Here is a 26357-nt window from a genome sequence, read left to right on the forward strand (position 1 = left end):
TCAGCAGGCCGCCGCCGACGGGAGGGCCGCGCTGTCCACGATCCGCATCCGGTGCGGGCCGTTGGCGACGCTCACCAGGAAGCAGCCGGCGCCCGGTCGGAGCGTCGCCGGGACCTCCAGCAGCGCCGCGCCGCGTACCAGCACCGCGGCCAGGTCACGGTCGGCCAGCCGGACGCCGAGACAGTGCCGGCGGACGTGCCGCCCACCGGCCAGCAGCGCCGCGCGCCAGGCGGCGGCGGCCAGCCGGGCACGCCACATCCGCCGGGTCCGGGAGGCGCCCGGCGCCGGGCCGCCGAGCAGCTCCCGGCGCCCCTGCCACCAGCCGCTCTCCAGCAGGGCCGCGTACGCCGACCGGTGCTCCCGGGGCACCCACAGCCGGTGCAACTCGTAGCGGCGGCGCAGGCCGCCGGTGGCCAGCTCGTGCTCCACCGGCACGCTGAGCCGGCCGAGCAGCTGGCGCATCCGGTGCGCCGCGTGCTCGCCGTTGAACTCGGCCGTGCCGCCCCGGTACGTCTCGCTGTCCAGCCGGCGGGTGTCGGTGGCCGGGGGCGGGGTGCACCGCACCAGGCAGGCGACCTCGAACGCGTCGGCCAGGGTCGGCCAGTCCAGCGGTGCGGGTGCCGGCGACGAGGGGCGGAGCCGGTCGAGCAGGGTGGTGGACTCGGGGGCCATCGGAGGACTCCTTGTCACATCGGGGTGCTCCTACCGTGGCCCCCGCCGCCGGCACCGCGAAACCGCTGCGGCCGAGCCTTGAGGAAAAATTGCGGCTACAGCTCCGTCACCACGATGTCGAGCTGTCGTGGTCGTCCGGTTGCCCCCGGCTGCTCCTCCACCGCGTACTTCAGGTCCCGCAGCGTCCCGATCAGGGCGTCGGCGGAGCGCGGCCGGGCCCCGGCGGTCAACAGGTCGCGGACCAGCCGCCCCTTGGTGGCCTTGTTGAAATGGCTCACCACCGACCGGGTCGGCACGCCGTCGACGTCGCGTTCGTGCAGCACGCGGACCGCCACCGTCCGCTCCGCGACAGCCCCGCGCGGCGTCCAGGTGGCCGCGTACGCGCCCGAGCGCAGGTCCAGCACCGGGCCGTCGCCGGCCGCCGCCACCATCGCCGGGGCCAGCGCCCGGCGCCAGTACGCCGACAGCGCGCCGATCCCCGGCAGCCGCGCCCCGACCGGGCAGCGGTAGGGCGGGATCCGGTCGGTGAGGCGCACCGCGCCCCAGAGACCGGAGCTGACCAGTACGCAGCGGCGGGCCAGCCGCTCCGCCGACGGCGGCAGCGAGGCCAGGTCGAGCGCCTCGTAGAGCACCCCGGTGTAGATCCGCGCGGCCGGCGCGGTGGCCGCCTCGCGCAGCCGGGCGTTGCGGCGCAGCTCGCCGCGCTGCCCCTCGCTCAGGCCCAGCGCGGCCCGGCCCGCCGCCTCGTCCGGCCCGGCGCTGAGCGCGACCAGGGCGGTCAGCACCTCGTCCCGGGCCGGGGTCAGCTCCGGCAGGGAGAGCCGCGACAGGTCCAGCCGGCGGCCGGTGCCGGCCTCGGCCTTCCCCTCGGACGGAGGCAGCAGGATGAGCATCGGCCCAGCGTACGGGCCGGGTTCAGCGCCACGGGCGGAGGGCGATCGGCGGGTGGTAGACGCGGTATTCGCCGACCTCGGCGACCACGGCGGCGTCGGCCTGGTCGCCGAGCAGCAGGCGCAACCGCCGTTCCGCCGGCGACCCGGCCGCGAACACGTACCCGGGCCGCTCCGCCCGCCCCACCCGCCGCCAGTACGCCGGGTAGCGGTTCTGCCCCGGCGTCAGGTTGCCGTCGAGCACCCCGCAGACCACCGCCTCGCCGGTGTTGAAGATCATCCGATTGCAGGTCCAGTAGTCCCCGTACACCTCGTGCAGGCCGGCCCGGCGGACCGTGTCGGCCAGGTCCCGGGCCCGCCGCTCCTCGGCCCGGATCGACGGCACGTCGGCGACGAACGCCACGGTCGCCGCCACGGTCGCGGCGGTGATCGCGGCCAGCACGACTCCCGCCGCAGTGCCCCCGATCCGGGCCGCCACGCCGGCCGGGCCCCGCCAGGCGTGCGCGGCGGCCAGCCAGAGCGGCCAGAGCACCACCGGCAGCGAGATCTGCAGCACCGACAGGTAACGGGCGTTGCCCATCGGGTCGGCCGCGGAGAGGGCGCTGCGCACGTACCCGAGCAGGGTCAGCGCCGCGCCGACGACCAGGGCGAGTCGCGCGACCGCCCGGACCCGGCCGGCGGCGTCGACGGCCCGCCGGTACGTGACCAGCCCGAGCACGGCGGCGGCCACCAGCAGCACCAGGTAGAGCGGCCCGAACCACTCCTGCCAGCGGGCGCAGCCGGCCGCCGGGCAGAGCCCACCGGCCAGCGGCACCCCCTCCAGCAGCCCGCCGTGCAGCCGCTCCGACCAGGAGGGCGGCGCGCCCGGCCGGGTGCTGATCCGCTGGAACACCGACCATGAGTCCTGCCCGGGCGGGGCGGTGAGGTTGTCCTTGATCATCGGGGCGGCCCCGGCCAGGAACCCGGCCACCAGCAGCACCCCCGGCCAGCCGAGCAGATCCCGGGGCGCCGCCCAGACCAGCACCAGCCCGGCCACCGCCAGGTAGGGCACGATCAGCCAGTCCGACCACAGAGCCAGGCCGGCGAGCAGCCCGAACACGCCCATGGCCAGCCAGCGGCGCCGCACCCGGCGCTCGCCGAGGGCCACCGCGATCAGCAGCATCGCCAGCACCGCCGGCTTCACCTCCGGCCGCCCGCCCACCACGGTGAGCTGGTCGCGGACCACCCGCTCCGAGCCGAGCGCCAGCAGCCCGACCACGAAGACGGCAAGCCAGGGGGAGAACAGCCGGCGGGTCAGCCGGTACGCCAACCAGAGGAAGACCGCGTACAGCGCGAGCACCGGCAGCCGCAGCACCGGCCAGCTCGGCCCGGCCCAGCCCACCAGCGGGGCGGCCAGGTACGACTCCAGCATGCCCATGTAGCGCTGGCCGTACAGGTAGATCGGCCGCTCGTGCCTGGTCGCGATGTGCAGGGCGGCGAGGCCGAAGGTCGCCTCGTCGCTGTTCGAGCCGGGCAGCGAGAGCAGCAGCAGGACCAGCCGGTAACCGACCCCGGCCACACCGAGCAGCAGCGCGACCGATGCCGGGCGGTCGAGCGTCGGACGCCACCGCCCCGGTCTCCGCACTGGTGTCGCCACGACCACGCCCCCGTCGTCGCCTGCGACCGCAGTCTGTCACGCGGGCGGCCTGCGCCGGGGTGGATCGGCGAGGTCGACTCGCATGGCCCTGTGCGGCCGGGTGTGGCAGGGTGGCACCGTGCCACCGACACCCGCCGGAGAACTCGCCGTGCCGCGGCTGCACCGGGCCGCCCGGATCGAGGACGCCGTGCACGGCCTGGTGGAACGCCGGCTGCGTCGCACCGGGTGGAAGATCAACATCGTGGCGTACGCCGGCTACGGCGCCCCGGGCTGGGCGCGGGTGCTCTGCCGGGTGCTGCTCGGCCGCCCCGACGTACGGCAGCGGGCCCGGCCGGAGAAGGTCCGCGGCTGGCGCAGCTTCGCCACCCTGCCCGCCAAGTACGCAAAGGTGACCATCGAGGCCGGCGACGTACGCCAGGAGGCGACCGCCGACCGCAGCGGCTTCGTCGACACCGTCATCGAGGCCGACTTCACCCCCGGCTGGGGCTGCGTACGCCTCAGCGTGCCCGACGCCGAGCCGGTCGAGGCCCTGGTCCGCGTCCTCGACCCGGACGTCCGGTTCGGCATTCTCTCCGACATCGACGACACGGTCATGGTCACCGCGCTGCCCCGGCCGCTGCTCGCCGCCTGGAACACCTTCGTCCTCGACGAGCACGCCCGGGCCGCCGTGCCCGGCATGGCGGTGCTGTACGAGCGGCTGGTCACCGCCCACCCCGGCGCCCCCGTCTTCTATCTGTCGACCGGCGCCTGGAACGTCGCGCCGACGCTCACCCGGTTCCTCTCCCGGCACCTCTACCCGGCGGGGCCGCTGCTGCTCACCGACTGGGGGCCGACGGCCGACCGGTGGTTCCGCAGCGGCAGGGAACACAAGCGGGCCACCCTGGCCCGGCTGGCCCGGGAGTTCCCGGACGTCCGCTGGCTGCTGATCGGCGACGACGGGCAGCACGACCAGGAGATCTACCGCGAGTTCGCGGCGGCGCACCCGGACAGCGTGGCCGGGGTCGCGATCCGCCGGCTCTCGCCCACCCAGTCGGTGCTCGCCGGTAGCCTGCCCGCCCCGGCGGGCCGCCCGTCCGCCGGCCCGGTGGGGCAGAAGTGGCTCTCCGCCCCGGACGGCGCCGGCCTGTGGAAGCTGCTGCGCGAGGCGGGCCTGGTCTGATCGCCCGCTCGACCCCGGATCCGGGATCTTGCGGTGTCGACCGGTGCCGGACACCGCCAGATCACCGACCTGCCCGGCGGGTTCAGTCGCGGCAGAGCCAGAGCACGCCGAGCGGCGGAACCCGGAGCGCCGCGGACGCCGGCATGCCGTGCCAGGGCACGCTCTCGACGTGCACCGCGCCGAGGTTGCCCACGCCCGACCCGCCGTAGTGGTGGGAGTCGGTGTTGAGCACCTCGGTCCAGGCGCCACCGGCCGGCAGGCCGATCCGGTAACCCTCCAGCGGCAGCGCGGAGAAGTTGGCCACGCAGACCAGGGTCTGGCCGTCGGGCGCGATGCGGACGAACGACACGGTGTTGTTGGCGGCGTCGTCCCCGGCGATCCAGCGGAAGCCGGCCGGCTCGGTGTCCTGCGCCCAGAGCGCCGGGGAGGCGCGGTAGATCCGGTTCAGGTCGCCGACGAGGCGTTGCACGCCGGCCCGCGCGGGGTCGTGCAGCAGGTACCAGTCGAGGCCGCGTTCCTCGCTCCACTCGCGGTCGTCGGCCAGCTCGCAGCCCATGAAGATCAGTTGCTTGCCGGGGTGCGCCCACATGTACGCCAGCAGCGCCCGTACGTTGGCCAGCCGCTGCCAGGTGTCGCCGGGCATCTTGGCCGCGAGGGAGCCCTTGCCGTGCACCACCTCGTCGTGGCTGATCGGCAGCACGTAGTTCTCGCTCCAGGCGTACGCCAGGGAGAAGGTGAGCTGATGGTGGTGGTGCTGCCGGTAGACCGGGTCCTTCGAGGTGTAGAGCAGCGTGTCGTGCATCCAGCCCATGTTCCACTTGAAGCCGAAGCCGAGCCCGCCCTCGCCGGTCGGGCGGGTCACGCCGGGCCAGGCGGTGGACTCCTCGGCGACCATCACCACCCCGGCGTGCTGCTTGTAGACGGTGGCGTTGACCTCCTGGAGGAACGCGATGGCCTCCAGGTTCTCCCGGCCGCCGTGCACGTTGGGCACCCACTGCCCCTCTTGGCGCGAGTAGTCCAGATAGAGCATCGAGGCGACCGCGTCCACCCGCAGCCCGTCGACGTGGAACTGGTCCAGCCAGTAGAGCGCGTTGGCGACCAGGAAGTTGCGCACCTCCCGGCGGCCGAAGTCGAAGACGTACGTGCCCCAGTCGGGGTGCTCGCCGCGACGCGGGTCGGGGTGCTCGTACAACGGGGTGCCGTCGAAGCGGCCGAGCGCCCAGTCGTCCTTCGGGAAGTGGGCGGGCACCCAGTCGAGGATCACGCCGATGCCGGCGGAGTGCAGCCGGTCGACCAGGTGCCGGAACTCGTCCGGGTCGCCGAACCGGGCGGTGGGGGCGTAGTAGCCGGTGACCTGGTAGCCCCACGAGCCGCCGAACGGGTGCTCCATCACCGGCAGGAACTCCACGTGGGTGAAGCCCAGCTCGGTCACGTACGCGGTGAGCTGCTCGGCCAACTCGCGGTAGCCGAGGCCGGGCCGCCAGGAACCGAGGTGCACCTCGTAGACGCTCATCGGCTCCTGGTGCGGCCGCTGCCGGGCCCGCCGTGCCAGCCAGGCGGCGTCGCCCCACTCGTACGTCGAGCGGTGCACCACCGAGGCGGTCGCCGGCGGCACCTCGGTCCGCGCCGCGAGGGGGTCGGCCTTGTCCCGCCAGTGCCCGTCGGCGCCGAGGATCCGGTACTTGTAGCGGGCGCCGACCGACGCGCCCGGCACGAAGATCTCCCACACGCCGCTCGCGCCGAGCGAGCGCATCGGCCAGCCGTCGTCCGGCCCCCAGCCGGTGAAGTCGCCGACCACCCGCACCCCGCGGGCGTTGGGCGCCCAGACGGCGAACGCCACGCCCCCGTCGAGGACCCGGGCGCCGAGCGCCTCCCAGAGCCGCTCGTGCCGCCCCTCGGCGATCAGGTGCAGGTCCAGCTCGCCGAGGGTGGGCGGGAAACGGTACGGGTCGTCGTGCACCGTGCCGTCGACCTCGACCCGGTAGTCGAGCACCTCGCCGGGCAGCACGGCCTCGAAGACGCCGACGTCGTGCACCCGCCGCGTCGGGTGCCGTTCGTCGCCGACCAGCACCGCCACGTCGGCCGCGCCCCGGCGGATGGTCCGGATGGTGGTGCGCCCGTCGGCGGGATGCGCGCCGAGCACGGCGTGCGGGTCGTACGCCTCGCCGGCGATCAGCTGGTCCATCGTGCCTCGTCCTCCGGGGCGGGTGCGGTCGGGGCGGTGCCGCCGGAGAGGTCGGCGGGTACGGCGGCGACGGTCAGCTCCGCCGGCGCCGCGGCCACCGGCTCGGGCACGGCCGGCGGGGCGGGCCGCCGCACGGTGAACACGTGCGCGGGTTGCAGGTACGGGTCGAGCCGGACGGCGTTGCGCTGCCCCCAGTCGTAGCTGGTCCCGGTCAGCTCGTCGTGCACGGTGAACCGCTCGTGCCAGTCGAGGCCGAGCGCCGGCATGTCGAGGGTGGTGTTGCCCCACTGCACCGAGCGCGAGTCGAACGAGCAGATCACGAGCACCGTGTTGCCGGTGTCCGGGTCGTGTTTGGACCAGCAGAGCAGTGCCGGGTTGTCGACGTCGTGGAAGCGCAGGTTGCGCAGCCGGTGCAGGGCCGGGTTGTCGCGGCGTACCCGGTTGAGGGTGGCGATGAACGGGGCGAGCGAGCGGCCCTGCGCCTGGGCCTCGGCCCAGTCCCGGGGACGTAGCTCGTACTTCTCGTTGTCGAGGTACTCCTCGGCGCCGGGGCGGGCGACGTGCTCGAACAGCTCGTAGCCGGCGTACATGCCCCAGGAGGGGGAGAGCAGCGCGGCCAGCACCGCCCGGATCTTGAACATCGGCGGGCCGCCGTGCTGCAACGACTCGTGCAGGATGTCCGGGGTGTTGGGCCAGAAGTTGGGCCGCATGTAGTCGGCCGCCGCGACCAGCTCCTCGCAGTACGCCCGCATCTCGACCGCGCTGGTGCGCCAGGTGAAGTAGGTGTACGACTGGGTGAAGCCGATCTTGCCCAGCCCGTGCATGATCGCCGGCCGGGTGAACGCCTCGGCGAGGAAGAGCACGTCCGGCTCGACCTGCTTGACCTGCCAGATCAGCCAGTGCCAGAAGTCGAACGGCTTGGTGTGCGGGTTGTCCACCCGGAAGATCCGCACGCCCTCGCCGACCCAGTGCAGCACCACCCGCAGGATCTCCGCCCGGATGCCCTCCGGGTCGTTGTCGAAGTTGACCGGGTAGATGTCCTGGTACTTCTTCGGCGGGTTCTCCGCGTACGCGATGCTGCCGTCGGCCCGGGTGGTGAACCACTCCGGGTGCTCGGTCACCCACGGGTGGTCCGGCGCGCACTGCAACGCCAGGTCCATCGCCACCTCCAGGCCCTGCCCGGCGGCGGCGGCGAGGAACGCGCGGAAGTCCGCCGGCGTACCCAGGTCGGGGTGGATGGCGTCGTGGCCGCCCTCGGCGGCGCCGATCGCCCACGGCGAGCCGACGTCGTCCGGGTCGGCGGTGAGCGAGTTGTTGCGGCCCTTGCGGTTGATCCGGCCGATCGGGTGGATCGGCGGCAGGTAGAGCACGTCGAAGCCCATCGCCGCGACGCCCGGCAGGCGGTCGACGGCGGTGCGGAAGGTGCCCGACCGGGCCGGCGCGTCCACGGTGGCCGGGACCGCCCCCTCCGAGCGGGGGAAGAACTCGTACCAGGCGGAGAAGAGCGCCCGGGGCCGGTCCACCCAGAGCCGGTGCTCGTCACCGGTGGTGACCAGCTCCCGGACCGGGTGGTCCCAGAGCAGCGCGGCCAGATCGAGCGCCGGGCCGACCCGCCGGGGCAGCTCGCGGTCGTCGTCCCGCAGCGCGACCACCGCGGCCCGGACCCGCTTCCGGTCGGCCGCCGGCACCAGCGCCAGGGCCGCCTCCAGCACCCTGGCCCCCTCGGCCAGGTCGTTGGCCAGCTCGGCCGGGCCCTGGCCGGCGGCGAGCTTCTTGGTGACCGCGTTCTGCCAGGTCAGGTACGGGTCCTGGAACGCCTCCACGGTGAACCGCCACTCGCCCACCGCGTCCGGGCGGATGGCGGCGTGCCAGCGGTCCTGGCCGGGCTCGCCGGCGCGCATCCGGGTGAACGGGCGGGCCGCGCCGTCCGGGCCCAGCCAGACCACGTTGCAGCCGAGCGCGTCGTGCCCCTCGCGGTAGGCGCGGGCCGACACCGGCACGACCTCGCCGACGACCGCCTTGGCCGGGTAGCGACCGCAGGAGACGACGGGGGAGACGTCTTCGATCGGAAACCGTCCAGTCACCGGTTCAACCTACTGCGCGAGATCGCTTCGCGCTCGGGTCAGCCGGCGGCGCCCACCGACCGGTACACCTCCAGCGTCCGTGCGGCGATCGTGTCCCAGGAGAAGTGTTCTACCGCCCGGCGCCGTCCGGCCCGGCCGAACTCGGCCGCCCGCGCCGGGTCGGCCAGCACCTCGTTGATCCGACCCGCCAGGTCGGCCACGAACCGTTGCGGGTCCAGCGGCGTCCCGGTGCCGTCGGCGGCCTGCTCGATCGGCACCAGCAGCCCGGTCTCGCCGTCGGCGACCACCTCGGGGATGCCGCCGGTGGCGGTCGCCACCACGGCCGTCTCGCAGGCCATTGCCTCCAGGTTCACGATGCCCATCGGCTCGTACACCGACGGGCAGGCGAAGATGGTGGCGTGGGTGAGCACCTGGATCACCTCGTGCTTGGGCAGCATCGCGGCCACCCAGACCACGCCCGAACGGGTGGCCCGCAGCTCCGCGACCAGCCCCTCCACCTCGGCGGCGATCTCCGCGGTGTCCGGCGCGCCGGCGAGCAGCACGAGCTGGGTGTCGGCGGGCAGCTCCCGGGCCGCCCGTAGCAGGTACGGCAGCCCCTTCTGCCGGGTGATCCGCCCGACGTACACCACGCTCGGGCGGGACGGGTCGATGCCGAGCCGGTCCAGCACGTCGGTGCCGTGGTCCGGGGCGTACTGGGCGGTGTCGATACCGTTGTGGACCACCCGTACCCGGTCCGGGTCCACCGCCGGGTACGCGGCCAGCACGTCCCGCCGCATCCCCGCGCTCACCGCGATGATCGCGTCGGCGGCCTCGTACGCGGTGCGCTCGCACCACGAGGAGAGCGCGTAGCCGCCGCCGAGCTGCTCGGCCTTCCACGGGCGCAGCGGCTCCAGGCTGTGCGCGGTGACCACGTGCGGCACCCCGTGCAGCAGCTTCGCGGTGTGCCCGGCCAGGTTGGCGTACCAGGTGTGGCTGTGCACCACGTCGGTGCCGGCGCAGTCGGCGGCCATCGCCAGGTCGACGCCCATGGTCCGCAGCGCCGGGTTCGCGCCGGCCAGCTCGACCGGCTCGGCGTACGCGGTGACCCCCGGCTCGTCGCGCGGCGCGCCGAAGCAGTGCACCCGTACGTCGGCGAGGCGGCGCAGCTCGCGCGCCAGGTACTCGACATGCACCCCGGCCCCGCCGTACACCTCCGGCGGGTACTCCCGGGTGAGCAGGTCGACGCGCGGGCGGGCGGAATCCGTCATGCCCGGCACCATAGTGCAGATGCCGGCGGTGCACGCGCTACCGAACTGTGCCCGTACGAGTGGTGCTGTCGGGGCGGGACGGATAGCGTCTGAGCATGGCTGCCAAGGTGCTCGCGATCGTCCTGGCCGGTGGGGAGGGCAAGCGCCTGATGCCCCTCACCACCGACCGCGCGAAGCCGGCCGTCCCCTTCGGCGGGATGTACCGCATGGTCGACTTCGTCCTCTCCAACCTGGCGAACGCCGGCTTTCTCAAGATTGTCGTGCTGACCCAGTACAAGTCCCACTCGCTGGACCGCCACATCACCACGACGTGGCGCATGTCGACCATGCTCGGCAACTACGTCACCCCGGTGCCGGCGCAGCAGCGCCGCGGCCCGTGGTGGTTCGCCGGGTCGGCCGACGCGATCTACCAGAGCTTCAACCTGATCAACGACGAGCAGCCCGACCACGTGATCGTCTTCGGCGCCGACCACATCTACCGGATGGACCCGCGGCAGATGGTGGAGGACCACATCGCCTCCGGCGCCGCCGTCACCGTGGCGGGCATCCGCCAGCCGCTGTCGACCGCGAACCAGTTCGGCGTGATCGAGGTCGGCTCCGACGGTCGGCGGATCCGGGCGTTCCGCGAGAAGCCCACCGACGCGGTGGGGCTGCCCGACGCGCCCGACCAGATCTACGCCTCGATGGGCAACTACGTCTTCACCACCAAGGCGCTCTGCGAGGCCGTCGAGCGCGACGCCGAGGACAAGACCAGCAAGCACGACATGGGCGGCAGCATCATCCCGATGCTGGTCGAGCGGGGCGAGGCCAACGTCTACGACTTCCGGGACAACGAGGTGCCCGGCAGCACCGACCGGGACCGTGGCTACTGGCGGGACGTGGGGACGCTCGACTCGTTCTACGACGCCCACATGGACCTGATCAACGTCCACCCGGTGTTCAACCTCTACAACTTCGACTGGCCGATCTACAGCAACCAGCCGCCGTACCCGCCGGCCAAGTTCGTGCACGCCTGGGGCGAGCGGGTCGGCCGGGCGGTCAGCTCGATGGTCTCGCCCGGGTCGGTGATCTCCGGCTCGCTGGTGGAGAACTCGATCGTGTCGCCGAAGGTGAAGGTCCACTCCTGGGCGCACGTGGACGGCGCGGTGCTGATGGAGGGTGTCGAGATCGGCCGGCACGCGGTGGTCCGGCGGGCCATCCTGGACAAGAACGTCTACGTTCCGGAGGGCGCCGAGATCGGCGTCGACCTGGAGAAGGACCGGCAGCGCTACACCGTCTCCGACAATGGCATCGTCGTCATCGGCAAGGGCCAGCGCGTCGAGCCCTGACCGTCAGCAGTTCGAGGAGGATCCCGCAGTGGCCCATCCCCGTGCCGGCCAGCCCGCCGAGCCCGCCGACCTGGTCGACGTACCCCGGCTGGTCACCGCCTACTACGCCGAGCACCCGGATCCGAGTGACCCGGCGCAGCAGGTCTCCTTCGGCACCTCCGGCCATCGCGGGTCCAGCCTGCGCAACGCCTTCAACTCCGACCACATCCTCGCCGTCACCCAGGCGCTCTGCGACTACCGGCGCGAACAGGGCCTGGACGGGCCGCTCTTCCTGGCCCGGGACACCCACGCCCTCTCCGCGCCGGCGGCGGTCGACGCCCTGGAGGTGCTCGCCGCCAACGGCGTGACCGTGCTGCTGGACAGCCGCGACGGCTACACCCCGACGCCCGCGCTGTCGCACGCGATCCTCACCCACAACCGTGGGCGCACCGGCGGCCTCGCCGACGGCATCGTGATCACCCCGTCGCACAACCCGCCTGACGACGGCGGCTTCAAATACAACCCCACCCACGGCGGGCCGGCCGACACCGACGTCACGAAGTGGATCCAGGACCGCGCGAACACCATCCTCGCCGCCGGGCTCAAGGAGGTGCAGCGCATCCCGTACGCGCGGGCCCGCGCCGCCGACACCACCGGGGAGTACGACTTCCTCGCCCGGTACGTCGACGACCTGCCGGCCGTGCTGGACATCGCCGCGATCCGCGGGGCCGGGGTGCGGATCGGCGCGGACCCGATGGGCGGGGCGAGCGTGGCGTACTGGGGCGAGATCGCCGAGCGACACCGGCTCGACCTCACGGTGATCAACCCGACGGTCGACCCGACCTGGCGGTTCATGACCCTGGACGGCGACGGCAAGATCCGGATGGACTGCTCCTCGCCGAACGCGATGGCCTCGCTGATCGCCGCCCGCGACCGGTACCAGGTCTCCACCGGCAACGACGCCGACGCCGACCGGCACGGCATCGTCACCCCCGACGGCGGCCTGATGAACCCCAACCACTACCTCGCCGTGGCGATCGGCCACCTGTTCCGTACCCGCTCCGACTGGGGCCCGGACGCGGCGGTCGGCAAGACCCTGGTCTCCTCGTCCATGATCGATCGGGTCGCCGCCGACCTGGGCCGACCGCTGCTGGAGGTGCCGGTCGGCTTCAAGTGGTTCGTGCCCGGACTGCTCGACGGCGCGGTCGGCTTCGGCGGCGAGGAGAGCGCCGGCGCGTCCTTCCTGCGCCGGGACGGGAGCACCTGGACCACCGACAAGGACGGCATCCTGCTCTGCCTGCTCGCCGCCGAGATCATCGCCAGCACCGGCCGGACCCCGAGCCAGCACTGGGCCGAACTGGCCGAACGCTTCGGCGCGCCCACGTACGCCCGGCTCGACGCCCCGGCCAGCCGGGCGGAGAAGGCCGTCCTCGCCAAACTGTCACCCGAGCAGGTGACGGCGACCGAGTTGGCCGGCGAGCCGATCACGGCGACCCTCACCACCGCCCCCGGCAACGGCGCGTCGATCGGCGGGCTCAAGGTGACCACCGCGTCGGGCTGGTTCGCCGCCCGGCCGTCCGGCACCGAGGACGTCTACAAGATCTACGCCGAGTCGTTCCAGGGTCCGGAGCACCTCGCCCGGATCCAGGAGGAGGCGCAGGCCCTGGTCGCCGAGGTGCTCAAGCAGGCCTGACCGCGCCGTCACCCCGGCGTACCCGCCTCGTTGTCACCTCGGGTGACCGCGACCGCGTCCGGTCACGGTTCGTCGAGATGAGGGGACCGGATGGCCAGCGACCAGCCGGGACGGGAGGCGTCCGAGGTCCACCCGCGGGTCCTGGTGGTCGGTGCCGAGCCGTTCAGCTACCACACGGGTACCGGGATCACCCTGAGCAACCTGTTCCGGGGTTGGCCGGCGGACCGGCTCGCCCAGGTGCACAGCGCGGCCACTCCGCCGGCGAACGACGTCTGCGGATCCTTCCGGTTCTTCCCGCCCCGGCCCGCGATCGTCGACCGGTTGGTCCGGCGCGGGCGCGTACCCGGGCGGGTGGCCGCCGGTGCCGGCCCGGCCGCCCCGGACGCGGTCCGGGGCGGTTGGCGGCGCCTGGTCCACCGCGAGCTGCGGGCGGCCGCTGACGTACGGCCCCTCCACGTGCCGCGCGGCCTGCGGTCGTGGGCGGTGCGGCAGCAGCCCGACGTCATCTACTCGATGCTGGGCAGCGTTCGGGTGATGACCCTGGTCCGGCGCCTCGCCGAGGTGACCGGCGCACCCGTGGTACCCCACTTCATGGACGACTGGCCGAGCACGCTCTATGCCGCCCGGGATCTGGGCGGACTGGGGCGGTGGAGGCTGACCGAGGCCATCCGACAGGTGGTGCGCCGCGCTCCCTTCGGCCTCTGCATCGGCGATGAGATGGCCCGGGAGTACGAGGGGCGCTACGGGATCCGGTTCACCGCGTTCATGAACTGCGTCGACCAGGCGGCCTTCGACCAGTACCGGGAGAGCCGGCCGGTCGGCGTCGACGCGACCGGCCGGCAGGTCGTGGAGTTCGTCTACGTTGGTGGGCTGCATCTGGGCCGGTGGGAGTCGCTCGCCCGGATCGGTCGGGCCCTCGAGACGGCGGTACCCGGCTCCGCGCGGCTCACCGTCCACGCACCCGAGCGGGACCTCGCCCGGTACGGCGACGCGTTCCGCCCGCTGTCCGCCGTCCGGCTGGGGCATTCGGTCGCCAGCACCGAGGTCGGCGGCGTGCTGGCCGGCGCCGACGTCCTCGTGCACGTCGAGTCGTTCGCGCCCGACACGGCCCGCTACACCAGGCTGTCCGTCTCCACCAAGCTGCCCCAGTATCTCGCGGCTGGTCGCCCCGTCCTGGCCCACGGGCCGGCGGAACTGGCGTCCATGCGACACCTCCAGCGCGCCGGTGCCGCGGTGATCGTCGGTGCGGAGGAATCGACACTGCTGGCCGTGCGGATCGCGCAGTTGTGCGCCGACCCGGCACTGCGGCAGCGGCTCGGCGACAGCGGTCACGCGTTCGCCAAGCTGTGCCACGGCCAGCAGCAGGTCGCGGAGCGGTTCGCCGCGGAACTCGCCCGGGCCGCCCGCCGGTCCTGAGCGCGCCGTGGCCGCGGTCGGTTCCGTCCGGGGTCAGGGACGGCTCGGGGCAAACGACTCGGCGACCGGCCGAGGTTGGTCAGGAGTGGTTCGTCGACCGGGGGTCGCCGGCCGGACGACCTGCGGGGCCACCGAGACCAGTCCCGCCACCGCGAAGCACAGCACCGACTTCTCCCAGTGCCCGGTCAGCCAGACCGGCAGCAGGGCCACCAGGAAGATCCCGGTGATCCCCCAGCAGACCGGGTTCGCGTGCCGCAGCGGCGCGGCGAGTGCGGTGGCGAACACGCCTCCGTACAGCAGCACCCCGATCAGGCCCAGGTCGGTGCCGAGGGTCAGCAGGAGATTGTGCGGGCCCACGCCCAACGGACCGAGAGCGGTGAACATGGACGGCCCGACCCCGGTCAGCAGGGACTCGGACCACGACGTCAGCGCGACAGGCCAGATCCCGGTCCGGCCGGACAGGTCGCCGGTCGGACGCCCGAAGAGTCCGTCCAACCAGAGCGTCTCGGAGCTGAACAGCTGGTAGAGGCCGAGGGGGATCAGGATGAGCGCGGCGGGCGTCACCGTGGCCGCGCCGAGTCGGGCGACCTTCGGCGCCACCCGGCTGAGCAGCAGGAGGCAAACCCCCAGCAGCACGCCGATGACGGAGGCACGGGTGCCGGTGAGCACCACCCCGTAGCCGATGAGAAGGAGCGCGGCGGCGATGCCGAGCCGCTCGGCCAGCGTCGCCGGCCGGAGCAGCAGCAGCGCCAGGCCGAGCACCAGCCCGGTGACCAGCGTGTACGAGGTGTAGTTGAAGTTGACTCCGTCAATGCCGTACCGGACGCTGAAGTCGAAAATGGAGTCCCGGCTCGGGACGTTGCCGGCTTCCGTCCCGGTGAGCAGTTTTCCCGTCGCGACGAGGCACCCGGCGAGGGCCGCGTAGCCGACCAGGAACCAGGCGAAGCGGGTCCGCACCACGTGGCGGACCGCGATGAACATCAGGCAGGCGGCGGCGTACAGGTACGCGGACCGGAAGGCGACGGCCCGCTCCGGCGCCCACGCCTGGATGGTCAGCGCCCAGACGGCGAGCGCGGCGGCGAGCAGGTCGGCGGCCCTGGGGCGGGGGCGCCGGCCGCAGCACACGTAGGCCAGCAGGGCCGCCGGACCGCACACCCGTTCCATCAGGGCCGGGGACCAGGCAGCCACGAAGGCGGCCGTGCACAGCAGCGTCAACGCCACCCCCCGGGCCACGGAACCGTCCCACCCCTGGTGAGCGGCGGACTCCCGGACGCGCGCGGCGGGCGCGTGGTCCACCGCGCTGTTCCCCCTGGCCCGCAGGGGCGCGGTCGCCTGGCTGCCGTCCCGGAACCGGTGCGGTGCGGGGGAGCGGCGGCGGGTAGGTGCCGCGCGGTGGGTGGGACCGGTCACTCACGTACCCCAATCAGGTGACTTGTCTGGATAACGCTACGCGTACGGGACGGCCACGATGGGGGGTTTCGGCGGAAAGCCGGGACGTGGGCGGCTCAGCGCGGCGGGGTGAGTTCCCGCCGGCTGAACTGCTCGCGCAATTCGTCCGGCAGCAGTTCCCGGAGTTGGTCGGGCAGCAGCGGCAGGTCGAGCAGGCTGAGCTTGATCTGGTTGCGCTCCTGGTAGCGGCGGGGGTCGAAGCGTACGACCTGTCCGGCGTCCCGGCGGTAGCTGATGTCCACCGTCCCCTCGGTCGCCGCGTTCCGGATCACCAGCCCGTCCATCTCCACGGCCACCGCGGCGGAGCCGGGGCGCAGCTCCAGGTGGATGGTCTCGTTGGGGGAGAGCACCACGGACCGGGAGATCCCGGCCATCGGGGCCGACGGGGTGACCACCACGGCCTGCGCCGCCGGAGAGATCAACGGCCCGCCGGCGGCGTAGCTGTACGCCGTCGAGCCGGTGGGGGTGCTCACCACCAGCGCGTCGCAGCGGTAGTAGCCGTACCGCTGGCCGTCGACGGCCAGCGTGGCGGTGACGAAGCCGGAGCCGGGCTGGCGGACCAGGGCGATGTCGTTGAACGCCACCACGTCGTCCCCGCACACGTCGCAGGCCAGGCAGGCGTGGGACTCGATGGTGAAGTCCTTGGCCACCAGCCGGTCCAGCGCCCGGGGCAGGTCCGGCGGCTCCACCTCGACCAGGAAACCGAGCCGGCCCAGGTGCACCCCGAGCACCGGCTTCGGGTCCCGGACCGCCGCCCGCAGGGCGCCCAGCATCGTGCCGTCCCCGCCGATGCTGATCAGCGCGTCCGACCTGGCGATCAGCTGCGTCTCCGGCACCGGCTCCACCGATGACGGGACCCGGTGCCGGTCCTCGGCGCGGACGGCCAGGTTGATGCCGTGCCGGGCGGCCCACCGGTCGATGATCCCGACCACCTCGGCGACGTCCCGGGTGGGATGCAGCACCAGCCCGAACACATACCCCGCCACCGGTACAGCTCACCACACGGGCGGGCCACCTGGAGCGGGTACGGCAAGGCACGTCGTCGTGTTCCCGCCACCGGACGGCACGCGGACGATTGCCGACCGTGTTGGTCTCATGCAATTTGCGTCACTTGTCGCCCGGCCTGGTCGTTGATCGCAGCGAATCCGACGACGGGAGCAGTGCGTGAGGATCGTGGTCACCGGCGGTGCCGGTTTCATCGGCTCGAATCTGGTGCACGCCCTGTACGCGGCGGACGGCGTCGACGAGGTCGTGATCGTAGACGACCTGTCCACCGGGTCGCTGGACAACCTCGGCGACCTTCCGGCCCGGTTGCACATCGGCACCGTGCTGGACCAGGACCTCCTCGACGTGGCGCTGCCAGGAGCGGCCAGCGTGGTCCACCTCGGCGCCCTCGGCTCGGTGCCCCGGTCCATCGACGACCCGCTGCGCAGCCACCACGCCAACGCCACCGGCACGCTGACCGTGCTGGAGGCCGCCCGGCGACACGGGGTGCCGCACGTCGTGGTCGCCTCCTCGTCCTCCGTCTACGGCGCCAACCCGGTGCTGCCCCGGCGGGAGGCGCTGCGGCCGATGCCGGTCAGCCCGTACGCGGTGTCCAAGCTCGCGACCGAGGCGTACGCCAACGCCTACGCCTCCTGTTACGGCCTCGCGGTGCTGCCGTTCCGGTTCTTCAACGTGTACGGCCCCCGGCAGGCGGCCAACCACGCGTACGCGGCGGTCGTGCCGAGGTTCGTCACCGCGGCTCTGGCGGGACGCCCGTTGCGAGTGCACGGCGACGGCGGACAGACCCGAGACTTCACCTACGTCGGCAGCGTGGTCTCGGTGATCGTCGACGCGGTGCTGCGGCAGGTCCGGGCCCCGGACACCGTCAACCTCGCCTTCGGCGAGCGGGTGTCGCTGCGCGAGTTGATCGCCACGCTGGAGGACGTGCTGGGCCGGCGGCTGGACGTCGTCCACGAGCCGCCCCGCCCGGGCGACGTACGCGACTCCCAGGCGGACTGTTCCCGCCTGCGGGAGCTGTTCCCGGGGGCACGCCGGCACCCGCTGCGCGACGGTCTCGAAGCGACCGTCGCCTGGATGGCCGGGGTGCCGGTCACGCGCTGACCGTTCGTACGGGTCGTGGCCGCCGGGCTCGACGGGCATCGCAACGTGATGAGGAGAAGATGACGGGCATCCCGTCCTGGACCGCTGTCGTCGGGCCCTTCCGATTTCCCTGGGGCGAGCCGGGTTCCCGCCGGGTCCTCGGGCTCGCACGCTCGCTCGCGCTGGCCGGGCACCACGTCGTCATCGGCAGCGGCGAGGCCGCACCGGCGATGCCCGAGCCGCTCGACGACGTCGAGGGCCGGGGTTCGATCCGGCACGTCGGTCTCGGCGAGCGGCCGCCGCCGACGGCAGGGGCCGCGTCCCGAGGTGTGCGGGTCGTCGTCGAATTCGGTCGCCGGACCGTCCGCTGGCTCGACGCGCAGCCGACGCCACCGCGGCAGGTCATCCTCTACGGAGGCGGCGCACAGTACGCCGCGCGGCTCGGCCGGTGGTGCCGGCGCACCGGCGTGCCACTGGTGGTGGACGTCGTGGAGTGGTACGCCCCCCATCAGCTCGTGGGCGGGGCGCTCGGGCCGATCCACCTCAGCGCGAAGCTGGCGCTGCGGTACCACTATCCGCGCAGCTCGGGTGTGATCGCGATCAGCGGCCTGCTCGAACGGCACTACCGCGCCCGCGGGTGCCCGGTGTTGCGGGTGCCGCCGACGCTCGACGTGCTGGGTCTCAAGGCGGCCAGTGGCACGGGCCGCGCCGATACCGTCCGCCTGGTCTACTTCGGCTCGCCGGGGCGCAAGGATCTGCTCGACCGGATCATCCCGGCGGTGGCGTCCGTGGCCCGCGACGCCGACCTCACCCTCGCTGTCTACGGGCCCTCGGAGCGGCAGGTCACCGACCTGCTCGGTGGCGGGCCGCTGCCGTGCTGCGTGCGGGTGCCCGGCCGGATACCCCAGCAGGAGGTGCCGGATGTGGTGCGTGAGGCCGACTTCAGCGTGCTGCTCCGGCCCTCGGAGCGGTTCGCGCACGCCGGTTTCCCCACCAAGCTCGTCGAGAGTCTCGCCTGCGGTACCCCCGTCATCACGAACCCGACCAGCGACATCGGCCGGTACGTGCGGGACGGCGTCGAGGGACTTCTCTGTGCCGAACCGACCGTCGCCGAGGTGGCGCGGGCGCTGCGGGTCGCGGTCGGGCTGGACGGCACGCGGCGGGCGGCCATGCGGGATGCGGCCCGGGCGGCGGCCGAGGCGGCCTTCGACTACCGCCACTACGCCCGACCGCTCGATGCCTTCCTGACCTCGTTGAGGGGATCCGGCAGGTGAACGGTGACCGGGCGGGCCGCGTGCCGTCGAGGACGACCGGGACGCCGGTCGTGACGGCGTCCACGCGGTTCAGCCGTCGGACGATTCCGGGCTGACCGTGGCTGCCGCCCGCGAAGCCGTCGTCGAACACCTCGGCGCCCTCGGAGGCAGGGGTGCCGCGCCCCCTGCCGGCCGACCGCCCGCCGAGGGACGGCGACGCCGGCTCTGGCGCGGCATGGCCGCCACGCTCGTGTCCCGTGGCGTCGCCGTGATCGCGCCACTGGCGCTGGTACCGGTGACGCTCGCCGATCTCGGTCCCGACCTGTACGGGCTCTGGGGCGCGGTGACCGCGGTGACCGCGATGGCGGCGTTCGCGGACCTCGGCCTCGGCAACGGCCTGATGACCCGACTGGCCCCGTGTTACGCCACCGGAGACTGGCGCCGCGCCCGCCGCTACGTCTCCAGCGCCTATCTGCTGCTCACGGCGCTCGCCGGCGGCGCGGTCGTCGTCCTGTGGTCGGTGTCGGGGCTGGTGCCGTGGACCGCGTTGTTCCATGCCGGTCCGGCGGTGGGCGCCGAGGCGCGGCCGATCGCGCTGGCCTGTCTGACCGCGTTCCTGGTCAACGTGCCGCTCTCGCTCGTCGTCCGGGTGCAGTTCGCCTACCAGCAGGTCGCGCAGAGCAACCTCTGGCAGGCCGTCGGCGGTCTGCTGAGCGTCCCTCTCGTGCTGCTCGCGGTGCGGGCCGACCTGCCGCCGGCCGGCGTGATCGCCGCCAGCGTGGCCGGGCCGCCACTGACCAACCTGCTGACCAGCTGCTGGGTCTACGGTCGCCGGCTGCCGCGGCTGCGCCCGAGCGTCCGGATGGTCGACTGGCACGTCGCTCGGGAGCTGTTCGGGCTGAGCGGACTCTTTCTGGTCCTGACGGTCGTCATGTCGGTGGCGAGCAACGTCGACGCCCTGGTGATCGCCCACCGGCTGGACCTGGCGGACGTCACCGACTTCACCGTGACGGCGCGACTGTTCGCCCAGCTCGGTCTGTTGATCTCCCTGGTCAACGTGCCGCTGTGGCCGGCGAACGGGGAGGCCCTCGCTCGTGGGGAACTGGACTGGGTCCGGCGGACCACCCGGCAGATGACGATCCTGTCCACCACCGTCGCGGTCGTGCTGGGCGGGGTCCTCGTCGTCACCGGTGCGCCGCTGCTGGCGCTCTGGGCCGGCGTACGGCTGGACGGCGCCGGATGGCTGCTCGCCGGCCTCGCCGGATGGTGGATCCTGTTGGCCACGGTCTCACCGTGCTTCATGGTGCAGAACGCCGCCGGGGTCGTACGACCACAACTGCTCGGCTGGGCCGCCTTCGTGGTCGTCTCCGTGCCACTGAAGTGGTACGGGGCCCAGCGCTGGGGGGTCGCTGCCGTTCCGTTCGCCGGAATCGTCGCCTATCTGCTCACCGTCGTGCCGGGTGCCCTCCGGGGCTACCGGGCCGCTGTCTCCCGGGCGGCCGACGGGACGGACCGGGAAAGGAAGAGCCATGACGATGCCTGAGGTGGACCGTCCGGTCCGGGCGGCCCTCGTCTCGCCGCTGCCGCCGCCGCAGGGGGGCATCGCGCGATGGACGGCGATGATCCAACGCGCCGCGGTGTCGTCGGACCGGGTCGACGTGGCGGTCGTGGACATCGCGTTGCGAGGGCGAAGCATCCACCAGACGACCGTCGCCCGCAGGATTGCCGCCGGCGTGGTGCAGGTGGTGCGGGCGGGGGCCGGACTGGGGTGGCGTGCGTTGCGTCGCCGGCCCGACGTCGTCCACGCGAACACGTCGGGTGGCCTGGGCGTGCTACGTGACCTCGTCCTGCTCGCCGTCGCCCGCGCGTTCCGGATCGCCTTCGTCTACCACATCCGGTTCGGACGGGTGCCCGGGATCGCGGCGGCTCGACGGCTTGAGTGGCGGCTCATGCGGCGGGTGATCGGCAGGGCCGCGGCCACTGTGGTGCTCGACGCCGAGACGGAACGCGCCGTGCGGACGTTCGCCGCGCCGCGGAGGCTCGTGCGGATCCCCAACTGCATCGATCTGTCCGTGCTGCCCCCGACGACACCGCCGACGGGCAGCAGAGTCCTCTTCGCCGGTTGGGTGCTGCCCGCCAAAGGGGTGGAGGACCTCCTCGCGGCCTGGCGGAGCGTCGACGTCGACGGCGCCGAACTTCTGCTCGCCGGTCCGTGCGAACCGGCGTACCTGGCCCGGCTGCGCGCCGCCACGGCCGACCTGCCCACCGTGACCTTCGTCGGTGAGCTGCCCGGCCCGGAGTTGTTGGCGCTCATGGCACGGTGCGACATCTTCGTCCTGCCCAGCCACTCTGAGGGCTTCCCCAACGCGGTGCTGGAGGCGATGGCGCTCGGCCGGGCGGTGCTCGCCTCCGACGTCGGCGCGGTGGCCGAGATGCTGGCCGACGGATGCGGGGTGGTGGTGCCGCCCGCCGACCCGGCGCGGCTCGCCGCCGAACTCGTGGCCCTGCTGGCGGACCCGGACCAACGGGTGGTGTCGGGGCAGCGGGCCCGCCGCAAGGCGTACGACTGTTACGCGCTGCCGTCCGTGCTGGACCGGTACGAGGCGCTGTGGCGGCAGGTGTCCGGGACGGTTCCGGCCCGTCGCCCCGCGGTGCCGGGGGTGCCGCGATCCGGCCGGTAATATGTGCCTTTAGTGACTTAAATTCCGTTTATCCGCTACCTGTCCGATTCCGGCTCGTTGTTCGAGAGAGCCGACCCCGACTGACAGGGAGTTCCAGTGACACACTCCACGGCCGGACGACGGGTGCTCATCACCGGCGGCACCGGTTCATTCGGACAGACCATGGTGCGACGGCTTCTTCGCAACGGTGTAGCCGAGGTCCGAGTGCTGAGCCGGGACGAGGCCAAACAGGACGCCATGCGGCGGTCGCTCGGCGACGAGCGGGTCCGCTACCACGTGGGCGACGTCCGCGACTACGACTCGGTGCTGCACGCCAGCCGGGAGGTGGACTTCATCTTCCACGCCGCCGCGCTCAAGCAGGTGCCGTCCTGCGAGTTCTTCCCGCTGGAGGCGGTTCGCACCAACGTGCTCGGCAGCGCCAACGTCGTGGAGGCGGCCGTGCGGAACGGCGTCAGCTCCGTCGTCGTGCTCAGCACCGACAAGGCCGTCCATCCGGTGAACGCGATGGGCATGAGCAAGGCGCTGATGGAGAAGGTGGCGCAGTCGCACGCCCGCAACAACCCGCGCAGCGGCACCGTGATCTCCTGCGTCCGCTACGGCAACGTCATGTACTCCCGGGGCTCCGTCATCCCGCTCTTCATCGAGCAGATCAAGGCGGGCCGGGCGCCGACGGTCACCGACCCGGCGATGACCCGCTTCCTGATGTCGCTGGCGGACTCGGTGCAGCTCGTGGAGCACGCCTTCCAGCACGCCCGCTCCGGCGACGTCTTCGTCCGCAAGGCCGCCGCGTGTACGGTCGGCGACCTGGCCGAGGCCGTCTGCCAGCTCTTCGACGTGCCGCCGAAGCTGGACGTGATCGGGGTGCGGCACGGCGAGAAGCAGCACGAGACCCTGGCCAGCCGGGAGGAACTGGTCCGCGCCGAGGACTTCGGTGACTTCTTCCGGGTGCCGGTCGACGCCCGCGACCTGAACTACGCGCTCTATGTCTCCGAGGGCGAGCTCGACCCGGCCCCGGTGCAGGAGTTCAACTCGGCCAACGCGCTCCGGCTCGACGTACCCCGGATCATGGACCTGCTGCTCACCCTCCCGGAGGTACGGGCGGAGCTGGCGTGCTGAGGCTGGCGATCACCGGTGGCGGCGGTTTCCTCGGCTGGCACATCCGGGTGCTGCTGCGGGCGCTGGGCTGGCCGGAGCCGGTCCTGCTCACCCGGGCGGACCTGGCCGATCGCGCGATCGTCGCGGAGAAGGTCAGCGGGGTCGACCGGGTGCTGCACCTGGCCGGGGTGAACCGGGCGGACGACCCGGCGGAGGTGACCGCCGGCAACGCGCGGCTGGCCACCCGACTCGCCGAAGGGCTGCACGCCGCGTCCGTACCGCCCGGGTCCGTGGTGTTCGCCAACTCGGTGCAGGCCGGCAACGGCACCCCGTACGGGGACGGCAAGGCGGCCGCCGCCGACATTCTGGCCGACACCGGGCTGCCGCTCGACGACGTCCGGCTGCCCAACCTGTACGGGGAGCACGGCCGGCCCCGCTACAACTCGGTGGTGGCCACCTTCTGCCGGCTGCTCGCCGACGGTGGGCGGCCCGAGGTGCACCAGGACCGCCAGTTGGACCTGGTGCACGTCACCGACGCGGCGGCCCGGCTGATCGGGGTGCCGGCCGGAGGCTCCTGGGATCCGGCGCTGCCCGCGCTGCGGGTGGGGGTACGGGAGCTGGCGGACCGGCTCGGTCACCTGGCCACCGTCTACCGCACCGGAGACGTCCCGCCGCTGCCGGACCGGCACCACGTCCGGCTCTTCAACACCTACCGGTCGCACTGTTTCCCGGCGCACTACCCGCTGCCACTGCCCCGTCGGGCCGACGCGCGAGGAGAGCTGGTGGAGGCGGTACGGGCGCACGGCGGCGCGGGTCAGACCTTCTGTTCGAGCACCGTCCCCGGGGTCACCCGGGGGGAGCACTTCCACCTGGCCAAGGTGGAACGTTTCGTGGTGCTGCGCGGCAGCGCCGACATCTGTCTCCGTCGGGTCGGCGACGACGAGGTCGTCCGGTTCCCGGTCTCCGGCGACACCCCGGTCCTGGTCGACATGCCGACGATGTGGGTGCACAAGATCGTGAACACCGGCCCGGACGAACTGGTCACCCTGTTCTGGACCAACGAACTCTTCGACCCGGACCGGCCGGACACCTGGCCGGAGCCGGTGGAGCGGCTCCCGTCCGGCCGGGTGGCGGTGCCGGCATGAGGATCGGTCTGGTCAGTCAGTGGTATCCCCCGGAGGGTGCCTTCATCCCGGGCAACCTGGCCCAGGGGCTCGCCGCACGTGGGCACCAGGTCCGCGTTCTGACGACCTTCCCCAGCTATCCGCACGGTCGGGTCTATCCGGGGTGGCGGCAGCGGTGGGGACACCGCGAGGAGCACGGTCCCGTCACGGTACGTCGGGTGCCGTCCTACCCGAGCCATGACACCTCCGCCGCGCGCCGGGTGCTCAGCTTCGCCTCGTTCGCCGCGACCAGCGCGATGGCCGGGGTCAGCGCTTTGCGCGGGGTCGACGTCACGTACGTCTACCATCCGCCGCCGACGGCCGTCGCCGCGGCCGCCGTGCACCGGCTGGTCCGCCGTACCCCGGTCGTGCTGCACGTGCAGGACCTGTGGCCGGAGTCGGTGCTCCAGTCGGGCATGGCGCCGACGGGCCGGGCCGGTCGCTCCTTCGCCCGTAACCTGGCCCGGCTGATGCGCGCGACGTACCGGCTGGCCAGCGCCATCGTGGTGATCTCGCCGACGATGGGCGATCTGGTGGTGCGGCAGGGTGCGGACCCGGACCGGGTACGGGTGGTGTGGAACTGGACCGACGACGAGCTGTTCCGCCCGGTGCCGCCGTCACCCGAGGCGCGGGCCGCCATCGGACACCGGGGACGGCCGACGGTCATGTTCGCCGGCAACCTCGGCCTGCTGCAGGGGGTCGAGACGGCGATCCGTGCGGCGGCGGCGCTGCGCGACCGGGTGGATCTCGTGCTGGTCGGCTCCGGCGCCGGGGAGGAGGCGGCCCGCCGGCTCGCCGGCGAGTTGGGCGCCGACAACATCCGTTTCGTCGGTCGCCAGCCCGGGGAACGGATGGCCGCCCTGTACGCCGCCGCCGAGTGGCAACTCGTCTGTCTGCGCGACCTGCCGGCACTGGCCGGCACCGTCCCGTCCAAGCTGCAGGCCGCGCTGGCCTGCGGCGTACCCGTCATCGCCTCGGCGGGCGGTGACACCGCCGCGTTCGTCGGCGCCACCGGCGTGGGGCTGGTGGCCGCGCCCGAGGACCCCGTCACCCTCGCCGCCCGGTTCGCGCAGGCCGCCGACATGCCGGCCGGCGGCCGGGCGGAGCTGGGCGCGCGAGCGCGACAGGTCTATCTCGACCGCCTGTCCCTGCCCGTCGGCGTGGACCAGTTCGACGACATCCTTACCAAGCTGGCGGCACGGAGAGGAGACGCATGACCCGCGTCATGACGGTGGTGGGCACCCGGCCGGAGATCATCCGACTGTCCCGGGTGATCTCCCGCCTCGAGGACACCGTCGACCACGTGCTCGTGCACACCGGGCAGAACTGGGACAGCACCCTCTCCGACGTCTTCTTCAAGGAGTTGCGACTGCGGGACCCGGACCGGTTCCTGCGGGTCGACACCTCCTCGTTGGGTCGGGTGCTCGGCGGCGTGCTGGTCGGCATGGAGAGCGCGCTGGCCGAGGCACGGCCGGACGCCCTCCTGGTGCTGGGCGACACCAACAGCTGCATCGCGGCGCTGATGGCCCGGCGGATGCGGGTGCCGGTCTACCACATGGAGGCCGGCAACCGGTGCTTCGACCTGAACGTGCCGGAGGAGACCAACCGGCGCCTGGTCGACCACGTGGCCGACTTCAACCTGGTCTACACCGAACACGCCCGCCGTAACCTGCTGGCCGAGGGCCTGCACCCCCGCCGGATCCTGCACACCGGCTCCCCGATGCGGGAGGTGCTGGCGCACTACCGGGCCGACATCGAGGCCTCGGCGGTCCTGCGCCAACTCGACCTGGCGCCCGGCCGGTACTTCGTGGTCAGCGCGCACCGCGAGGAGAACGTGGACCAACCGGACCGGCTCCGGCGGCTGCTCGACTGCCTCACCGCGGTACGCGACCGGTGGGGCTATCCCGTGCTGGTCTCCACCCATCCGCGTACCCGCAAGCGGCTGGAGGCGGCCGTGCCGGACGCCGGCCGCCTCGCCGGCATCGCCTTCCACGAGCCGTTCGGCCTCTTCGACTACGTGCACCTGCAGACGAGGGCGTACTGCACGCTGTCGGACAGCGGGACGATCAGCGAGGAGGCCGCCATCCTCGGCTTCCCGGCGGTGACGTTGCGCGAGTCGATCGAGCGGCCGGAGGCGCTGGACGCCGGCGGCATCATCATGACCGGCCTCGACCCGCAGGGCGTGGTGGAGGCGGTCGCGGTCACGGTGGACCAGGTGGCCGCCCACGGGGTGCCCTGCCCGGTCGACTACCAGGTCCGGGACACGTCGCGGCGGGTGGTGGACTTCATCCTCTCCACGGTGCGGCGGCACCACGACTGGGCCGGCATCCGGCGGTAGCGCG

General features: G+C 73.1%; 20 protein-coding genes. 12 read left to right on the plus strand and 8 right to left on the minus strand.

Annotated features, from left to right (window positions below):
- The 3 genes from GA0070621_RS03130 to GA0070621_RS03140 form a co-directional block, all read right to left on the minus strand.
- Positions 1-672, minus strand: a complete 672-nt coding sequence (locus tag GA0070621_RS03130; RefSeq protein WP_091191421.1) for a hypothetical protein — start codon at positions 670-672, stop codon at positions 1-3.
- Between the two features lie 95 nt (positions 673-767).
- Positions 768-1565: a peroxide stress protein YaaA gene (gene yaaA, locus GA0070621_RS03135; protein ID WP_091191422.1), complete on the minus strand. Its 798-nt coding sequence runs from the start codon at positions 1563-1565 to the stop codon at positions 768-770.
- A 22-nt stretch (positions 1566-1587) separates the two neighbouring features.
- A complete protein-coding gene (locus GA0070621_RS03140; protein ID WP_167666546.1) occupies positions 1588-3186 on the minus strand; it encodes an ArnT family glycosyltransferase in 1599 nt (532 codons plus the stop codon).
- A 94-nt stretch (positions 3187-3280) separates the two neighbouring features.
- Here GA0070621_RS03140 and GA0070621_RS03145 point away from each other — a divergent pair, with 94 nt between their 5' ends.
- Positions 3281-4357 (plus strand): App1 family protein, encoded by a 1077-nt coding sequence (locus GA0070621_RS03145; RefSeq protein WP_091191424.1) that lies wholly within the window; start codon positions 3281-3283, stop codon positions 4355-4357.
- An 82-nt stretch (positions 4358-4439) separates the two neighbouring features.
- Here the strand turns inward: GA0070621_RS03145 and glgB are convergent, their stop codons facing one another.
- From glgB to glgA, 3 genes are read right to left on the minus strand one after another with little or no spacing between them, the layout of a single operon-like run.
- Positions 4440-6542 (minus strand): 1,4-alpha-glucan branching protein GlgB, encoded by a 2103-nt coding sequence (glgB, locus tag GA0070621_RS03150; protein ID WP_091191426.1) that lies wholly within the window; start codon positions 6540-6542, stop codon positions 4440-4442.
- Positions 6530-8626 (minus strand): alpha-1,4-glucan--maltose-1-phosphate maltosyltransferase, encoded by a 2097-nt coding sequence (locus tag GA0070621_RS03155; RefSeq protein ID WP_091191428.1) that lies wholly within the window; start codon positions 8624-8626, stop codon positions 6530-6532. Before GA0070621_RS03155 ends, glgB begins: the two co-directional genes overlap by 13 nt.
- A 38-nt stretch (positions 8627-8664) precedes the next feature.
- Positions 8665-9873, minus strand: coding sequence for a glycogen synthase (glgA, locus tag GA0070621_RS03160; protein ID WP_091201941.1), 1209 nt, complete (start codon positions 9871-9873; stop codon positions 8665-8667).
- Positions 9874-9968: 95 nt separating this feature from the next.
- Here glgA and glgC point away from each other — a divergent pair, with 95 nt between their 5' ends.
- From glgC to GA0070621_RS03175, 3 genes are all read left to right on the plus strand, one after another.
- The gene (gene glgC / locus GA0070621_RS03165) at positions 9969-11201 is read left to right on the plus strand and encodes a glucose-1-phosphate adenylyltransferase (protein WP_091191429.1); all 1233 of its coding nucleotides are present in this window, start codon (positions 9969-9971) and stop codon (positions 11199-11201) included.
- 28 nt (positions 11202-11229) lie between these two features.
- The gene (gene pgm / locus GA0070621_RS03170) at positions 11230-12873 is read left to right on the plus strand and encodes a phosphoglucomutase (alpha-D-glucose-1,6-bisphosphate-dependent) (protein WP_091191431.1); all 1644 of its coding nucleotides are present in this window, start codon (positions 11230-11232) and stop codon (positions 12871-12873) included.
- 90 nt (positions 12874-12963) lie between these two features.
- On the plus strand, positions 12964-14289 hold the full coding sequence (locus GA0070621_RS03175; protein ID WP_091191432.1) for a glycosyltransferase family protein: 1326 nt from the start codon (positions 12964-12966) through the stop codon (positions 14287-14289).
- 33 nt (positions 14290-14322) lie between these two features.
- On the opposite strand, the gene GA0070621_RS03180 is transcribed toward GA0070621_RS03175, so the two are convergent.
- Both GA0070621_RS03180 and GA0070621_RS03185 read right to left on the minus strand, forming a co-directional pair.
- A complete protein-coding gene (locus GA0070621_RS03180) occupies positions 14323-15699 on the minus strand; it encodes an O-antigen ligase family protein (RefSeq protein WP_157739810.1) in 1377 nt (458 codons plus the stop codon).
- 95 nt (positions 15700-15794) lie between these two features.
- Complete coding sequence (locus GA0070621_RS03185) at positions 15795-16724, minus strand: NAD(+)/NADH kinase (RefSeq protein ID WP_091191435.1); 930 nt, start codon at positions 16722-16724, stop codon at positions 15795-15797.
- 178 nt (positions 16725-16902) lie between these two features.
- Between GA0070621_RS03185 and GA0070621_RS03190 the strand changes: the two genes are divergently transcribed.
- From GA0070621_RS03190 to wecB, 8 genes are all read left to right on the plus strand, one after another.
- Entirely contained in the window at positions 16903-17844 is a 942-nt protein-coding gene (locus GA0070621_RS03190) for an NAD-dependent epimerase/dehydratase family protein (protein WP_091191437.1), read from the plus strand.
- 59 nt (positions 17845-17903) lie between these two features.
- Positions 17904-19097: a glycosyltransferase gene (locus tag GA0070621_RS03195; RefSeq protein WP_091191439.1), complete on the plus strand. Its 1194-nt coding sequence runs from the start codon at positions 17904-17906 to the stop codon at positions 19095-19097.
- 214 nt (positions 19098-19311) lie between these two features.
- Positions 19312-20619, plus strand: coding sequence for a lipopolysaccharide biosynthesis protein (locus GA0070621_RS03200; protein WP_157739811.1), 1308 nt, complete (start codon positions 19312-19314; stop codon positions 20617-20619).
- Complete coding sequence (locus GA0070621_RS03205; protein ID WP_091191441.1) at positions 20606-21757, plus strand: glycosyltransferase family 4 protein; 1152 nt, start codon at positions 20606-20608, stop codon at positions 21755-21757. The genes GA0070621_RS03200 and GA0070621_RS03205 overlap by 14 nt, the downstream gene beginning before the upstream one ends.
- Before the next feature lie 123 nt (positions 21758-21880).
- Positions 21881-22873: a polysaccharide biosynthesis protein gene (locus tag GA0070621_RS03210; RefSeq protein WP_269455588.1), complete on the plus strand. Its 993-nt coding sequence runs from the start codon at positions 21881-21883 to the stop codon at positions 22871-22873.
- Positions 22867-23997: a polysaccharide biosynthesis C-terminal domain-containing protein gene (locus GA0070621_RS03215; RefSeq protein WP_091191444.1), complete on the plus strand. Its 1131-nt coding sequence runs from the start codon at positions 22867-22869 to the stop codon at positions 23995-23997. Before GA0070621_RS03210 ends, GA0070621_RS03215 begins: the two co-directional genes overlap by 7 nt.
- The gene (locus GA0070621_RS03220) at positions 23994-25232 is read left to right on the plus strand and encodes a glycosyltransferase family 4 protein (protein WP_091191445.1); all 1239 of its coding nucleotides are present in this window, start codon (positions 23994-23996) and stop codon (positions 25230-25232) included. The genes GA0070621_RS03215 and GA0070621_RS03220 overlap by 4 nt, the downstream gene beginning before the upstream one ends.
- A complete protein-coding gene (gene wecB, locus GA0070621_RS03225) occupies positions 25229-26353 on the plus strand; it encodes a non-hydrolyzing UDP-N-acetylglucosamine 2-epimerase (protein WP_091191447.1) in 1125 nt (374 codons plus the stop codon). Before GA0070621_RS03220 ends, wecB begins: the two co-directional genes overlap by 4 nt.
- Positions 26354-26357 lie beyond the last annotated feature (4 nt).

This window comes from Micromonospora narathiwatensis, from assembly GCF_900089605.1.
Taxonomy (GTDB): Bacteria; Actinomycetota; Actinomycetes; order Mycobacteriales; family Micromonosporaceae; genus Micromonospora; species Micromonospora narathiwatensis.